Origin of the sequence: Streptomyces prasinopilosus (assembly GCF_001419695.1) — a bacterium.
Lineage (GTDB): Bacteria > Actinomycetota > Actinomycetes > Streptomycetales > Streptomycetaceae > Streptomyces > Streptomyces prasinopilosus.
Window position 1 is genome coordinate 1 of the sequence record NZ_LIRG01000124.1, and the last position, 13,411, is coordinate 13,411.

General features: G+C 72.9%; 19 protein-coding genes and 1 pseudogene. 16 read left to right on the top strand and 4 right to left on the bottom strand.

Going from position 1 to position 13,411, the window contains the following annotated elements; genetic code table 11:
- From AOK18_RS06495 to AOK18_RS06550, 12 genes are all read left to right on the top strand, one after another.
- Nucleotides 1-1,246: transketolase (locus tag AOK18_RS06495; protein WP_055693680.1), on the top strand; the 1,246-nt coding region annotated here is incomplete at its 5' end.
- Nucleotides 1,243-2,232 (top strand): non-homologous end-joining DNA ligase, encoded by a 990-nt coding sequence (ligD, locus tag AOK18_RS06500; RefSeq protein ID WP_055693681.1) that lies wholly within the window; start codon nt 1,243-1,245, stop codon nt 2,230-2,232. The genes AOK18_RS06495 and ligD, both read left to right, overlap by 4 nt.
- Before the next feature lie 53 nt (nt 2,233-2,285).
- Nucleotides 2,286-2,657, top strand: a complete 372-nt coding sequence (locus AOK18_RS06505) for a gas vesicle protein GvpO (protein ID WP_074993995.1) — start codon at nt 2,286-2,288, stop codon at nt 2,655-2,657.
- 56 nt (nt 2,658-2,713) lie between these two features.
- Complete coding sequence (locus AOK18_RS06510) at nt 2,714-3,148, top strand: gas vesicle structural protein GvpA (protein WP_055570456.1); 435 nt, start codon at nt 2,714-2,716, stop codon at nt 3,146-3,148.
- Nucleotides 3,145-3,912 (top strand): GvpL/GvpF family gas vesicle protein, encoded by a 768-nt coding sequence (locus AOK18_RS06515; RefSeq protein WP_055570457.1) that lies wholly within the window; start codon nt 3,145-3,147, stop codon nt 3,910-3,912. Before AOK18_RS06510 ends, AOK18_RS06515 begins: the two co-directional genes overlap by 4 nt.
- Before the next feature lie 4 nt (nt 3,913-3,916).
- Nucleotides 3,917-4,180 (top strand): gas vesicle protein GvpG, encoded by a 264-nt coding sequence (locus AOK18_RS06520; protein WP_055570458.1) that lies wholly within the window; start codon nt 3,917-3,919, stop codon nt 4,178-4,180.
- Nucleotides 4,177-4,788 (top strand): hypothetical protein, encoded by a 612-nt coding sequence (locus AOK18_RS06525; RefSeq protein ID WP_055570459.1) that lies wholly within the window; start codon nt 4,177-4,179, stop codon nt 4,786-4,788. The genes AOK18_RS06520 and AOK18_RS06525 overlap by 4 nt, the downstream gene beginning before the upstream one ends.
- Nucleotides 4,788-5,978 carry an SRPBCC family protein gene (locus AOK18_RS06530; RefSeq protein WP_055693682.1) on the top strand — a complete coding sequence of 397 codons (1,191 nt, stop codon included), beginning with the start codon at nt 4,788-4,790 and terminating at the stop codon, nt 5,976-5,978. The genes AOK18_RS06525 and AOK18_RS06530 overlap by 1 nt, the downstream gene beginning before the upstream one ends.
- Entirely contained in the window at nt 5,975-6,427 is a 453-nt protein-coding gene (locus tag AOK18_RS06535) for a gas vesicle protein (RefSeq protein ID WP_055570461.1), read from the top strand. The genes AOK18_RS06530 and AOK18_RS06535 overlap by 4 nt, the downstream gene beginning before the upstream one ends.
- A complete protein-coding gene (locus AOK18_RS06540; RefSeq protein WP_055570462.1) occupies nt 6,424-7,206 on the top strand; it encodes a GvpL/GvpF family gas vesicle protein in 783 nt (260 codons plus the stop codon). The genes AOK18_RS06535 and AOK18_RS06540 overlap by 4 nt, the downstream gene beginning before the upstream one ends.
- Nucleotides 7,203-7,391 (top strand): gas vesicle protein, encoded by a 189-nt coding sequence (locus AOK18_RS06545; RefSeq protein WP_055570463.1) that lies wholly within the window; start codon nt 7,203-7,205, stop codon nt 7,389-7,391. Before AOK18_RS06540 ends, AOK18_RS06545 begins: the two co-directional genes overlap by 4 nt.
- Before the next feature lie 116 nt (nt 7,392-7,507).
- Complete coding sequence (locus AOK18_RS06550) at nt 7,508-7,765, top strand: gas vesicle protein K (protein ID WP_055570471.1); 258 nt, start codon at nt 7,508-7,510, stop codon at nt 7,763-7,765.
- 90 nt (nt 7,766-7,855) lie between these two features.
- Here the strand turns inward: AOK18_RS06550 and AOK18_RS06555 are convergent, their stop codons facing one another.
- Nucleotides 7,856-8,026: a hypothetical protein gene (locus AOK18_RS06555; RefSeq protein ID WP_055693687.1), complete on the bottom strand. Its 171-nt coding sequence runs from the start codon at nt 8,024-8,026 to the stop codon at nt 7,856-7,858.
- 42 nt (nt 8,027-8,068) lie between these two features.
- Nucleotides 8,069-8,890, bottom strand: coding sequence for a methyltransferase domain-containing protein (locus tag AOK18_RS06560; RefSeq protein WP_055693683.1), 822 nt, complete (start codon nt 8,888-8,890; stop codon nt 8,069-8,071).
- Between the two features lie 179 nt (nt 8,891-9,069).
- On the opposite strand from AOK18_RS06560, the gene AOK18_RS06565 reads away from it, so the two are divergent.
- On the top strand, nt 9,070-10,689 hold the full coding sequence (locus AOK18_RS06565) for an ABC-F family ATP-binding cassette domain-containing protein (RefSeq protein ID WP_055693684.1): 1,620 nt from the start codon (nt 9,070-9,072) through the stop codon (nt 10,687-10,689).
- A 124-nt stretch (nt 10,690-10,813) separates the two neighbouring features.
- A pseudogene (locus AOK18_RS35090) lies at nt 10,814-11,097 on the top strand (DUF6158 family protein); the annotation flags it as partial.
- Between the two features lie 76 nt (nt 11,098-11,173).
- On the opposite strand, the gene AOK18_RS06575 reads toward AOK18_RS35090, so the two are convergent.
- Nucleotides 11,174-11,722, bottom strand: coding sequence for a type 1 glutamine amidotransferase domain-containing protein (locus AOK18_RS06575; protein ID WP_055570468.1), 549 nt, complete (start codon nt 11,720-11,722; stop codon nt 11,174-11,176).
- A 68-nt stretch (nt 11,723-11,790) separates the two neighbouring features.
- On the bottom strand, nt 11,791-12,183 hold the full coding sequence (locus AOK18_RS06580; protein ID WP_055570469.1) for a DUF2795 domain-containing protein: 393 nt from the start codon (nt 12,181-12,183) through the stop codon (nt 11,791-11,793).
- Nucleotides 12,184-12,371: 188 nt separating this feature from the next.
- On the opposite strand from AOK18_RS06580, the gene AOK18_RS06585 reads away from it, so the two are divergent.
- Nucleotides 12,372-12,578 (top strand): hypothetical protein, encoded by a 207-nt coding sequence (locus AOK18_RS06585; RefSeq protein ID WP_055693685.1) that lies wholly within the window; start codon nt 12,372-12,374, stop codon nt 12,576-12,578.
- A gap of 205 nt (nt 12,579-12,783) precedes the next feature.
- The coding region (locus AOK18_RS06590) for a hypothetical protein (protein ID WP_055693686.1) at nt 12,784-13,411 on the top strand (628 nt) is incomplete at its 3' end.

The window sequence follows — 13,411 nt, forward strand, 5'->3', positions numbered from 1 at the left end:
CTTCGGCTGGCACGCCGTGGAGGTGGACGGGCACGACGTCGACGCCGTCGACCGGGCGTACGGCGAGGCGGTCTCGACCAAGGGGCAGCCGACCGTGATCCTCGCCCGCACCCTCAAGGGCAAGGGCGTCGAGGCGGTGCAGGACCGCGAGGGGATGCACGGCAAGCCGCTGCCGGGGGCCGACGAGGCGATCGCCGAGCTGGGCGGCCCCCGCGACCTGCGCGTACGGGTACCGGAGCCGCCCGCCGGCACGCCGCACACCGTGTCCACCGGGCAGGCCGAACCGCCCCGGTGGGAGAAGGGCGAGGAAGTGGCGACGCGAAACGCCTTCGGCGAGGCGCTGACCGCCCTCGGCACGGTACGCGGCGACGTCGTCGTCCTGGACGGGGAGGTCGGCGACTCCACGCGCGCGGAGTTCTTCGCCAAGGAGCACCCCGACCGCTACGTCGAGTGCTACATCGCCGAGCAGCAGCTGGTGGCCACCGCGGTCGGGACGGCGACCCGCGGCTGGGTGCCCTACGCCGCGACCTTCGCCGCCTTCCTGACCCGCGCCCACGACTTCATCCGCATGGCGTCGATCAGCGGCGCCGGCGTCAACCTCGTCGGCTCGCACGCCGGGGTCGCCATCGGAGAGGACGGGCCCAGCCAGATGGGCCTGGAGGACCTGGCGATGATGCGGGCGGTGCACGGCTCCACGGTGCTCCACCCCTGCGACGCCAACCAGACCGCGCGGCTGGTCGCCGCGATGGCGGACCTCGACGGCATCCGGTACCTGCGCACCTCGCGCGGCGAGAGCCCCGTGATCTACGGCCCCGACGAGGAGTTCCCGATCGGCGGCAGCAAGGTCCTGCGCTCCTCGCGGCAGGACCGGCTGACGCTGCTGGCGGCGGGCGTCACGGTGCACGAGGCACTGGCCGCCGCGGACGCGCTGGCGGAGGAGGGCATCGCGGTACGGGTGATCGACCTGTACTCGGTCAAGCCCGTGGACCGGGACACCCTGCACCGGGCCGCCGAGGAGACCGGCTGCCTGGTGACGGTGGAGGACCACCATCCGGAGGGCGGCCTCGGGGACGCGGTCCTCGAGGCGTTCACCGACGGCCGGCCCGTACCGCGCCTGGTGCGGCTCGCCGTGCGCACCATGCCGGGCTCGGCCTCCCCCGCGGAACAGCTGCACGCCGCCGGCATCGACGCCGAGTCGATCGCGGCGGCCGGGCGGCTGCTGGTGGAGCAGGCGATCGTGCCGTGAGCGCCGAGGACACCGCGCGGACGGTACGGGCCGGGCGCCGCACCGTGCGGATCCACCGGCCGCGGAAGGTGCTCTTCCCCGGTGGCGGGGGCGCCCGGGAGTACACCAAGGGCGACCTCGTCGACTACCACCGGGCCGTCGCCCCCTTCATGCTGCCGCACCTGCGGGGCCGCCCGCTGATGCTGGAGCGGCACCCGGACGGCATCGGCGGGCCCACCTTCATGCAGAAGAACACCCCCGCGAGCTACCCGGAGTGGATCACCCGGGTCGAGGTCGCCAAGGAGGGCGGCACGGTGTGCCACACCGTGTGCGACGACACGGCGACCCTGCTTTATCTCGTCGACCAGGCGAGCATCACGCTGCACCGCTGGCTGTCCCGGGCCGGCCCCGGCCGCGCGATCGACCGCCCGGACCGGCTGGTCTTCGACCTCGATCCCTCGCGGGACGACTTCGGGACGGTCCGGGAGGCGGCCCGCCTGCTGGGGGAGCTGCTGGACGAGCTGAACCTGCCCTCGGCCCTGATGACCACCGGCTCCCGCGGCCTCCACGTGATCGTGCCGCTCGCCGGCGACCACGACGTCGACGAGGTGCTGGCCTTCTCCCACGAGGTCGCCGACACCCTCGCGGAGGCCCACCCCGACCGGCTCACCACCGCCGCCCGCAAGAAGGACCGCGGCGACCGGCTCTACCTGGACGTGCAGCGCAACGCCTACGCGCAGACCGCGGTCGCGCCCTGCACCGTCCGCGCCCTGCCCGGCGCCCCCGTCGCGACCCCCTTCTCCCGGGACCAGCTGGACGACTCGGAACTGCACGCCCGCCGCTGGACCGTCGCCGACGCCCTCGACCAGCTGCGCACCGACCCCTGGGCCGGGTTGCCGCGCCGGGGCCGCGCCCTGGGCCCGGCGCGCCGACGGCTGGAGGCACTGCGGGGCCGGCCGTCCGGGCCGGGGGAACGGAGGCGCGACCCGGCTACGGCAATCGGGTGAACCCCAGGAGGTTTGGCGAACAGCGTTGCGGCCACACGGAGGAGGAGGTGCCCATGGCGAACACAGAGAACACAGAAGAATCCAGGGATTCACAGGAAGAGCAGGAGTCCCGCGGATCCCGCAAGTCCACGGAAAACACCAGAACGAACAAGCGGCCGGGCCCGATGGAGGTCCTGCGCCAGGCGCGCGGACAGCTCGCGGAGCTCACCGGCATGGAAGCCGAGTCCGTGTCGTCCTTCGAGCAGACCGAGGACGGGTGGGCGCTGGAGATCGAGGTCCTCGAACTCGAGCGCGTACCGGACACGATGAGCCTGATGGCGAGCTACCAGGTGGAGCTCGACCCGGACGGCCAGCTCACCGGTTACCGCCGGGTCCGCCGCTACGAGCGAGGACGGGCCGACGCGCGCAGGTCCGGCGGCCAGTAGGCCGCCCGCCCGGATTCGCTCCCCCACACACTCACGGAAATGGAGGAACAGTCGGCATGACAGTCGTACCGGCACAACAGTCCGGCGGTGGAGGCGGCAGCAGCGGCCTCTACGACGTGCTTGAGCTCGTCCTGGACAGGGGGCTCGTCATCGACGCATTCGTGCGGGTCTCCCTGGTCGGCATCGAGATCCTCAAGATCGACGTGCGTGTCGTCGTCGCCAGCGTCGACACCTACCTGCGCTTCGCCGAGGCGTGCAACCGGCTCGACCTGGAGTCCGGACCGCGCAAGGACCCGGGTCTGCCCGACCTGGTCGGCGAGATGACCGAGTCCGGCGCCCGCGGCAAGTCCAAGGGCGCGCTGTCCGGCGCTGCCGAAACCATCTCCGACGCCTTCCAGCAGGCACGCGGTGAAGGCTCCGAACGGGAGAAGGAGTCCCGTCCGCGCGCCCGCAAGACCACCTCGTCACGCCGTAAGGAGGAGCAGGAGTGAGCACGTACGTCTACGGCATCGTCGCCGGTGAGCACCCGGCCCTCCCCGAGCACCTGAACGGCGTGGGGGAGAACCCGCTGCGCGTCCTGCGGGCGGGCGGCCTGGCGGCCGTCGTCAGCGACGCCCCCGAGGGGCTGCGCCCCAAGCGCAGGGAACTGCTCGCCCACCAGAACGTGCTGGGCGAGGTCGGTGCGGAGGGCTGCGTGCTGCCGATGCGGTTCGGCAGCGTCGCCCCCGACGACACCTCCGTCACCGACGTCCTCGCCGAGCGCGCCGAGCACTACGAGGAGCGCCTGCGGGCGCTGGACGGCCGGGTCGAGTACAACGTCAAGGCCAATCACGTCGAGGAAGCCGTCCTGCACCACGTGATGGCGGCCAACCCGGAGGTCCGCGCCCTCGCGGAGGCCAACCGGAGGGCCGGCGGCGGAAGTTACGACGACAAGATCCGTCTCGGTGAGATGGTCGCCGGCGCGGTCAGGGCGCAGGAGACCGAGGACGGCGCCGCCGTGCAGCGCGCCCTGGAACCGGCGGCCGACGCCGTGAGCGTGGGCCCCGAGTCCACCGGCTGGCTCGCCAACGTCTCCTTCCTGGTGAAGCGCGACGCGGCCGGCGACTTCATGGCCGCCGTGGACCGGGTCCGCGAGGACATGCCGCACCTGGAGGTGCGGCTCAACGGTCCGCTGCCGCCGTACAGCTTCGTGGAACCCGGCCCGGCCGAACCGGCCGGTACCACGGCCGGCGGGGCGGACGTCGGAGCGGGGTGACGGCATGGGCCTGATCTCCGAGGTGCTGCTGCTGCCGTTCGCACCCGTGCGCGGCAGCGGCTGGGCCATCCAGCAGGTGCTCCGCGAGGCGGAACGCATCTACTACGACCCCGCCACGATCCGTACCGAACTGGCGCGGCTCGAAGAGCAGCTGGAGGCCGGAGAGATCACCGAGGAGGAGTTCGACCAGCAGGAGGACGCACTCCTCGACCGCTTGGAGACCGCAACGCGCAACGGCGCGACAGGGGACGGGACGGCACCACGATGAACCGAACGGCACTCGGCCTCGCGATAGGGGCCGGATACTTCCTCGGACGGACGAAGAAACTGAAGATGGCGGTCGCCGTCGGCGGCCTGGTGGCCGGCAAGAAGCTCAACCTCAGCCCGAAGATGATCGGGGACCTGGTGTCCACGCAGCTGCGGAACAACCCGCAGTTCAAGGAGCTGGGGGACCAGCTGCGCGGGGACCTGCGCGGTGCCGGCAAAGCGGCTTCCGGGGCCCTCGTGGAACGGCAGCTCAACACCCTCGCCGGCAAGCTGCACGGCCGCACCGCCGAGATGCGCGACCAGCTGAGTGGTGCGGGCCGCCGGTCGGACCGTGAGGCCGACGACGAGTACGACGACGAGGACGCCGAGTACGACGAGGACACCGGGGAGGACGAGCCGGACGGCGAGGAGCAGCCGAAGAAGGACTCCTCGAAGGAAGCGGCCAAGAAGGCCCCGGCGAAGAAGAGCCCGGCGAAGAAGGCACCCGCGAAGAAGACCGCGGCCAAGAAGACGGCCGCCAGGAAGACGGCGGCCAAGAAGACCACGGCCGCGCGGACGGCCGCGTCCCGGGGCACCCGCTCGCGCACGTCGAAGGGAGGCGGTGAGTGATGGCCGGGACACTCGGCTCAGCCGCACGCGAGGGGGGCTCGAAGAACCCGCTCGCCGACGTGGCCCACAGCGAGGCCGCCGACCGCCTCAAGGCGGAACTGCAGGACTACCTCGCGGCCCAGGCCACCCGCATGCTGACCGGCGTCGGCCGCAAGCTCGGCGAGACGACCGGCAAGCTCACCGACATCGCCGAGGGCAACAGCCCCGGGTTCGCCAAGCTGGCACTCGAGGGCGGCCGCAAACTCGCCGAGGGCAAGAGCCCTCTGCGCAGCGCCGTCGAACTGGGCGCCTCGCACATCAAGGACAACGTGATGGGCGCCTTCAAGGGTCTGCTGGGCGGCAAGGGCAAGGGCAAGCGCTCGGCGGGGAAGAAGCCCACCGTCATCATCGAGCACATCGATGTCGGCGTTCCGCTGCGCACCGCCTACGACCAGTGGACCCAGTACCAGGACTTCAGCACCTTCGCCAAGGGGGTCAAGAGCGCCGACAAGGGCGACGACACCACCTCGGACTGGCAGCTGAAGGTCTTCTGGTCCAACCGCAGCTGGAAGGCGAAGACCACCGAGCAGGTCCCCGACTACCGCATCGTCTGGTCCTCCGAGGGCGCCAAGGGCACCACGAAGGGCGTCGTCTCCTTCCACGAGCTCGCCGAAAACCTCACCCGGGTCCTCCTGGTCATCGAGTACTACCCCGCCGGCCTGTTCGAGAAGACCGGCAACATCTGGCGCGCCCAGGGCCGCCGGGCCCGGCTCGACCTGAAGAACTTCGCCCGCTTCATCACGTTCAAGGGCGAGGCCGAGGACGGCTGGCGCGGCGAGATCCAGGACGGGGAAGTGGTCCGCAGCCACGAGGACGCCGTCGCCGAGGAGGAGGCCTCCCGCGAGGAGGAGACCGGCGAGGACGAGGAGACCGGCGAGGAGCCGGAGGCCGAGTACGAGGACGAGGACGAGGCGGACGAGGAGCCGGCGGAGGACGAGGAGGAGCCGGAGGACGGCGAGGAGCCGGAGGCCGGGTACGAGGAGACGGACGAGGAGGCGGACGAGGTCGCGGAGGACGGGGAGCCGGCCGAGGACGCCCACGAGGACGAGGAAGAGGACGGGGAACCGGCGGAGGACGCCTACGAGGAAGAGGAAGAGGAGGAGGAAGGCGAGTACGAGCCCGAGTACGCCGAAGGCGGGAGCCGGCGATGACCACACCCGGCCGCTTCCCTGAGCCGTACGGTCAGGGGAGCGGCGCCAACCTCGCGGACATCCTCGAGAGGGTCCTCGACAAGGGCATCGTCATCGCCGGCGACATCCGCATCAACCTGCTCGACATCGAGCTGCTCACCATCAAACTGCGCCTCGTCGTCGCCTCCGTCGACAAGGCGAAGGAGATGGGGATCGACTGGTGGGAGACGGACCCGGCGCTGTCCTCGCGGGCGCGCCGCTCCGAACTGGCCAGGGAGAACGCCGAGCTGCGGGAGCGACTGGCCGCGCTGGAGGGCGACCGCCCCCTGGAGGCCGACCGCCGCCGGGAGGACGGCCGTTCCCTGGAGACCGGCCGCCAGGAGGAGACCGACCGTCAGCAGGAGACCGACCGCCGGCGGGACACCCCCCGCCGGCGGGAGGGCGACCGTCCACACAGGGAGGCCCCGTGACCGGACTGCGGTACGTCTACGCCGTCTGCCGGCCCTTCGGAACTCCGCTCCAGGCGCAGCTGGCCGGTGTGGCGGGTGATCCGCCCCGGCTGCTCACCCACCACGGCCTGGTGGCCGTCGTCAGCCACGTGCCGGAGGCGGACTTCGCCGAGGAGCCCCTCCGCGCGCATCTGGAGGACCTCGACTGGCTGACCGCGGTCGCCCGCGCCCACCAGGGCGTCATCGACGCGCTCACCACCGTCACGACGCCGCTGCCGCTGCGGCTCGGCACCGTGTTCCGCGACGACAGCGGCGTACGGACGATGATGGAGGCGCGCGAGGAGGGCTTCCTGCGGACGCTGGAGAGGCTGGACGGCCGGATCGAATGGGGCGTGAAGGTCTTCGTCGAGGCGGAGCGGGCGCCGGACACCGCCGCCGCCCCGCCCCCGCGCAGGCCCGCGTCGGGCCGGGACTACCTGCGCCAGCGGCGTCTGCAGACGAAATCGCACGACGACCTGTGGCAGCGGGCCGAGGCCTTCTCGACCCGGCTGCACGAGACGCTGTCCGGCTGCGCCGAGGACTCCCGGCTGCACGCACCGCAGAACCCCACGCTCTCCGGGGCCTCGGGGCGCAACGTGCTGAACGCGGCCTATCTCGTGCCGCGGTCGGAGTCCGAGAAGTTCGTGGAAACGGTCGAACGGACGAGGGACGGGGAGCCCGGGATACGGGTGGAACTCACCGGACCCTGGGCGGCCTACTCGTTCGCCGGAGAGGAGTCGGCGACGGGGGAGGGGACATGACCGTCGTCGAACGCCGCGAGATAGCCCTGGTGGACCTGCTCGACCGGCTCCTGGCCGGCGGCGTCGTCATCACCGGTGACATCACGTTGCGCATCGCGGACGTCGACCTGGTCCGCATCGACCTGAACGCGCTCATCAGCTCGGTGAACGCGAACGTCCCGTCGCCCTTCGAGGAGTCGCGTTGACGACCGGCCCGGACGACCCCCGCCCCGGCCCGCACGCCGATCCGCACGGAGACGGGAGCGCCCGGAGTGCCCGGAGCGGCCGGGGGGAGGGGGACGGCCGGCGCAACCGGCTCGACCTGGAGCCGGACACGGTCGAGCGCGACCTGGTCAAACTGGTGCTGACCGTCGTGGAACTGCTGCGCCAGCTCATGGAGCGCCAGGCACTGCGCCGCTTCGACGAGGGGGACCTGACGGAGGACCAGGAGGAGCGCATCGGACTCACCCTGATGCTGCTCGAGGAGCGCATGGCGGAACTGCGGGACCGCTACGGCCTGCGGCCCGAGGACCTGAATCTGGACCTCGGGCCGCTCGGGCCGCTGCTGCCGCGGGACTGAGCGGGACCGGAACGCCCGGGGCCCGGGGAGGACGTCGCCTCCACCGGGCCCCGGGCACGGACACCGCGCGTCACGAGGGTGACCGCCGCCTCACCACCTGTACCAGCGGCCCCTGCCCCCGCCCGCCGTCGTGCCGCGCATGAGGAATCCCAGCAGCCACACGACGAGAACCGCCAGGGCGATCCACCAGAGCACCTTCACCGCGAAACCGGCACCGAAAAGGACCAGGGCCAGGAGCAGAACGAGCAGAACGGGAACCATGATGCCCACCTCCTGCCGTTCTGATGGCCCGGAATCCGGGTTTCACGCCTCCTTGCGGCACAGGACCTCTCCGTGCAGCACGCTGAACCAGCCGTCGTCCCGCGCGCCCCACTCCCGCCAGGCCCGTGCCGCCGCCCGGAGCTGCCCCCCGGTGGCGTGCCCCTGCTCGACGGCCCGCCCGGCGTAGGCCGACTCCACCGTGCGGTCCGCCCACAGACCGCTCCACCAGGCCCGCTCCTCCCCGGTCGAGAAGGTCCAGGTGCCCGAGCCGGCGGTGACGTCCGTGAACCCCGCCGCCAGCGCCCAGGACTTCAGCCGCCGGCCGGCGTCCGGCTCGCCGCCGTTGGCCCGCGCCACCCGCCGGTACAGCTCCAGCCAGTCGTCCAGGCCCGGGGACGGGGGATACCAGGTCATCGCCGCGTAGTCCGCGTCCCGGACGGCGACGTACCCGCCCGGCCTGGTCACCCGCCCCATCTCACGCAGTGCCCGCACCGGGTCCCCCACGTGCTGGAGCACCTGATGGGCGTGGACCACGCAGAACGTGCCGTCCGGGAAGTCCAGCGCGTGCACGTCGCCCGTGGTGAAGGACGTGTTCGCCAGACCCCGCCCGGCCGCCGTGGTGCGGGCCCGCTCCAGGACGTCCGGCGCCCGGTCGAGACCGGTGACGTGCCCCTCGGGCACGAGCGAGGCCAGGTCCGCGGTGATGGTGCCGGGCCCGCATCCGACGTCCAGGATCCGCATGCCGGGCCGCAGCACCCCGAGGAGGTACGCGGCCGAGTTGGCCGCGGTCCGCCAGGTGTGCGACCGCAGCACCGACTCGTGGTGCCCATGGGTGTAGACAGCGGTTTCTCGAGGTGCCGGCATGGTGAACCCGTCCCGTCTCGTCGTGTACGCCTCTCCCGGACGACCGTCACCGTACGCGCTCCGGCCGTATGATGAGATGCGCGTCTCACATCATGGGAGCGCGAGGGTGCGGAGAACACTCCGGCCCCGCTGGACAAAACGGTTTGCCACCTGCGTCGACGCCCCGGACAATGCCTGCCATGGGTCATCTCGAAGCCGCGCATCTGGAGTACTTCCTTCCCGACGGGAGGGCACTCCTGGGCGACGTGTCCTTCCGGGTGGGGGAGGGGGCCGTCATGGCCCTGGTCGGCCCCAACGGCGCGGGCAAGACGACCCTCCTGCGCCTCCTGGCCGGCGAACTGAAGCCCCACGGCGGATCGGTCACGGTGAGCGGCGGTCTCGGCGTCATGCGCCAGTTCGTGGGTTCCGTACGGGACGCGACGACCGTGCGCGACCTCCTCGTCTCCGTCGCCGCGCCCCGCGTCCGCGAGGCGGCCCGCACCGTCGACGAGGCCGAGCACGCGCTGCACGCCGCCGGGGACGAGAGCGCCCAGATGCGGTACGCGCAGGCCCTCGCCGACTGGGCCGAGGCGCGCGGCTACGAGGCCGAGACGATGTGGGACGTGTGCACGACGGCCGCGCTCGGCGTCCCCTACGACCGGGCCCAGCGGCGCCAGGTGCGCACCCTCTCCGGCGGCGAGCAGAAGCGCCTGGTCCTCGAGGCGCTCCTGCGCGGCACCGACGAGGTCCTGCTCCTCGACGAGCCCGACAACTACCTCGACGTGCCGGGCAAGCGCTGGCTGGAGGAGCGGCTCGAACAGACCCGCAAGACCGTGCTGTTCGTGTCCCACGACCGGGAACTGCTCGCCCGCGCGGCCCAGCGCGTGGTCTCCCTCGAACCGGGTCCCGCCGGCGCCGACGCCTGGGTGCACGGCGGCGGTTTCGCCACCTACCACGAGGCCCGCCGCGAACGGTTCGCCCGCTTCGAGGAACTGCGCAGGCGGTGGGACGAGAAGCACGCCCAGCTGAAGAAGCTCGTGCTGAACCTCCGTCAGGCCGCCTCCGTCAGCCATGACATGGCGTCCCGGTACCAGGCGGCGCAGACCCGGCTGCGCAAGTTCGAGGAGGCCGGCCCGCCGCCGGAGCCGCCGCGCGAGCAGGACATCACGATGCGCCTGAGGGGCGGACGGACCGGAGTCCGCGCCGTCACCTGCGAGCGGCTCGAACTCACCGGCCTGATGAAACCCTTCGACCTGGAGGTCTTCTACGGCGAACGGGTCGCCGTGCTCGGCTCCAACGGCTCCGGCAAGTCGCACTTCCTGCGCCTGCTCGCCGGGGACGACGTGGACCACACCGGCGCCTGGCGGCTCGGCGCCCGGGTCGTCCCCGGACACTTCGCGCAGACGCACGCCCACCCCGAACTGGAGGGCCGCACCCTCCTGGACATCCTGTGGAAGGAGCACGCCCAGGACCGGGGCGCCGCCATGTCCCGGCTGCGCCGCTACGAACTGACCGGCCAGGCCGAGCAGAGCTTCGACCGCCTCTCCGGCGGCCAGCAGGCCAGGTTCCAGATCCTGCTGCTCGAGCTGCGGGGCGTCACCGCACTGCTGCTCGACGAGCCGACGGACAACCTGGACCTGGAGTCGGCGGAGGCGCTCCAGGAGGGTCTGGAGGCCTTCGAGGGCACAGTGCTGGCCGTGACGCACGACCGCTGGTTCGCCCGCTCCTTCGACCGCTACCTGGTCTTCGGCAGCGACGGCAGGGTCCGGGAGACCCCCGAACCGGTGTGGGACGAACGCAGGGTGGAACGGGCCCGGTAGCCGGACGGGCCCGGTCCGCGGGACGGGCCCGGTAGCCGGACGGGCCCGGCGCCCGGGATGTTCGTAGAGTGGATGCAGGGACGCGGGGGCCCGTGGCCTTCCCGGGCGGGTACCCGGACCGCAGGACGCACACGACGAGCGGGGCACACGATGACCGGAGTCGAGCCGAACCGCCTGGACGACCAGCAGCTCATGAAGGAGCTGGAGACCATCCACCGCACGCGCCACGACACCCTGCTGCACGCCTCCAACGACGCGCTGCGGGCCCACAACGAGCGCATGGCCCAGCTGGAGGGCGAGTACGTGCGCCGCAACCCCCACCGCTGGATCGCGGCGGGCCGCACCCGCGCGGGAGCCCGGGAGCGCGGCGACACGGACACGGCGAGCCCCGCGGCCCCGGGCACCTGACGGCCGGCCCGGCCCCGGCGGCCCGGCGGCCGCCGGGACCGGACGTCCTGCCGCCGGGCCGGCCGCCGTCCCCGCCTCAGGCCTCCTTCGCCTCCGCGGCGAAGACGTCGAGGTACGTCTCGCAGAACGCCTCGAGGTCGTCCGGCTTGCGGCTGGTGACCAGCTTGGCGGGGCCGTGGTCGCAGACCTTCACCTGCTCGTCGACCCAGGTGGCGCCGGCGTTGCGGAGGTCGGTCCGGAGACTGGGCCAGCTGGTCAGCTCCCGGCCGCGGACCACGTCCGCCTCCACGAGGATCCAGGGCGCGTGGCAGATCGCGGCGACCGGCCTGCCCTGCCGGAAGAAGTCCCGCACGAACGCGACGGCCGCCTCGTCCATGCGCAGGAAGTCCGGGTTCGCCACCCCGCCCGGCAGCACCAGCCCGCCGAAGGCGTCGGCGGTCGTCTCGCCGACCACCTCCTGCACGGGGAAGGTGTCCGCCTTGTCGAGGTGGTCGAACGCCTGGATCTTGCCGGACTGCGTCGACACGAGCACGGGCTCGTGACCTGCGTCCACGGCCGCCTGCCACGGCTCGGTCAGTTCGACCTGCTCGACTCCTTCGGGTGCGACGAGAAATGCGATACGCATGAGGGGTTCTGTCCTTTCGTACACGTCGTTCGCGCGATCACGTGATGGTGCAGGGGGTCGGCGGGCCCCTACGCGTTCTCCGTCTCCCGGGTCCGCGTCAGCGCCTCGGCCAGTTCCTGCACGTTGTCGTAGTGGGCCCGTCGGGGCAGGCGTTCCAGCGCCTCGACGAGTGTGTCGGGCGCGTGCCGCCGGCTCAGGGTGCGCATCAGCTCGCGCGGGCCCGCGGGGAACGCCCCCCGGGTCAGGATCCTGGCCAGCTCTAGGCGCACCGACTCCAGCGACGTCGGCGCGCGTCCCGGCGTCACCGGGCCGTGCGCCACCTCCGGGTCGTCCTCGGCGGACGGCTCCGGATCGTTCCACTCCTCGGTCCGGGTGGGGCGCCCCGACCTGAGCAGACCCTGCAGTTCGTGCTTCATCTCGTCGTCGCGGTGGGCACTCAGCCGACCGCTGCCTCGCTGCATGTTTCCCTCCAGGTGGTTCGGGGGTGCGGACCGCGTACCCGGAGGGCGGAGGACGACACGGGGTTCACCGGCCGGATCGCCGTCCCTGCCCGCCGGGGTCGCGCACCGCCGGTTTGCCCCGGGGGCGGCGGGAGACCCGGGTGCCTCACCCGCACGTGCCTCCACCCGCCTCCTGGGAAGGGACCGCCATGGTGGTGCTCGCACTGCTCGTCCCCTCGCTCATGCTCGGTGTCCTGCTCATGCTGGACCGCTACGAGGACCTTCTGCTGCCCGGCGTGCGCGAACGGGCCCCCGACGGCGTCCCCGCACCGCGGGAGGCGGGCCCCCGGGCCGGCGCCCCGGCCGTGGCGCACACCGGCCCGCCGGGCCCGGGCGGGCTTCCCGGCAGCCCCTGACCCACCGGGCGCACGTCCTCGCGCACCGGCTTCACCCGCTCGGGCGTGCCCGTCCCGCGAATGGTGCCCGGGCGCGCGCGACGCGGCGGCCGGAGGGCTCTGATGGACGAGGGGCGCGACCCCGCGCCCCGTCGGCGCGGGACCACCCCCGCGGCCGTCGAACGGGACGCCGTGGCCCCGGCCGTCGCCCGAAGGAGCCCGCACCATGCGCCGCACCGCCCGTGCCCTGTCCCTGGCCGCCGCCGTCGGCACCGTCCTCGGCGTGCTCGCGCCGGCCGCGTCCGCGGATCCGTCCGCCGAGGTCAGTCCGGGCAGCGCGGCCCCGGGCGGCACCGTCACCGTCTCGGTCCTCTGCGACCCGGCCGACGGGCCGCCGCCGAAGACCCTCGAGGCGGTCTCGGAGGCCTTCGACGAGGGCGTCGTCGAGCTGGAGCAGGTGACCGGCGACGGCCCGGAGGACTCCGGCCCCGCCTACCGGGGCACCGTGGACATCCGGGACGCGGGGGCCCTCGGGGACTCCGACGGCACGGGGGACTCCGACGGCACGGAGGACGGAGAGGCCAGGGAGGACGCGGAGGACGGAGAGGTCAGAGAGGACGCGGAGGGCGGAGAGGCCAGAGAGGACGCGGAGGACGCGGAGGACGGAGAGGCCAGGGAGGGCGGAGAGGCCAGGGAGGACGGAGAGGACAGGGAGGACACGGCGGGGTCCGGGGACGACGCGGCCCTGGACGAAGCCCTGGCCGGGGCCCTGGACGAGTCCCCGGACGGATCCTCGGACGGGCCCTTCGACGAGGAGACCGGAACCGGCGCGGACGGCACCGACGACGCCGAGG

Bases quoted from the DNA above. Each gene is read 5' to 3' on its own strand.
- AOK18_RS06505 (WP_074993995.1), top strand. From the start codon at position 2,286: ATGGCGAACACAGAGAACACAGAAGAATCCAGGGATTCACAGGAAGAG.
- AOK18_RS06510 (WP_055570456.1), top strand. From the start codon at position 2,714: ATGACAGTCGTACCGGCACAACAGTCCGGCGGTGGAGGCGGCAGCAGC.
- AOK18_RS06520 (WP_055570458.1), top strand. From the start codon at position 3,917: ATGGGCCTGATCTCCGAGGTGCTGCTGCTGCCGTTCGCACCCGTGCGC.
- AOK18_RS06525 (WP_055570459.1), top strand. From the start codon at position 4,177: ATGAACCGAACGGCACTCGGCCTCGCGATAGGGGCCGGATACTTCCTC.
- AOK18_RS06530 (WP_055693682.1), top strand. From the start codon at position 4,788: ATGGCCGGGACACTCGGCTCAGCCGCACGCGAGGGGGGCTCGAAGAAC.
- AOK18_RS06535 (WP_055570461.1), top strand. From the start codon at position 5,975: ATGACCACACCCGGCCGCTTCCCTGAGCCGTACGGTCAGGGGAGCGGC.
- AOK18_RS06545 (WP_055570463.1), top strand. From the start codon at position 7,203: ATGACCGTCGTCGAACGCCGCGAGATAGCCCTGGTGGACCTGCTCGAC.
- AOK18_RS06555 (WP_055693687.1), bottom strand. From the start codon at position 8,026: ATGGTTCCCGTTCTGCTCGTTCTGCTCCTGGCCCTGGTCCTTTTCGGT.
- AOK18_RS06560 (WP_055693683.1), bottom strand. From the start codon at position 8,890: ATGCCGGCACCTCGAGAAACCGCTGTCTACACCCATGGGCACCACGAG.
- AOK18_RS06565 (WP_055693684.1), top strand. From the start codon at position 9,070: ATGGGTCATCTCGAAGCCGCGCATCTGGAGTACTTCCTTCCCGACGGG.
- AOK18_RS06575 (WP_055570468.1), bottom strand. From the start codon at position 11,722: ATGCGTATCGCATTTCTCGTCGCACCCGAAGGAGTCGAGCAGGTCGAA.
- AOK18_RS06580 (WP_055570469.1), bottom strand. From the start codon at position 12,183: ATGCAGCGAGGCAGCGGTCGGCTGAGTGCCCACCGCGACGACGAGATG.
- AOK18_RS06585 (WP_055693685.1), top strand. From the start codon at position 12,372: ATGGTGGTGCTCGCACTGCTCGTCCCCTCGCTCATGCTCGGTGTCCTG.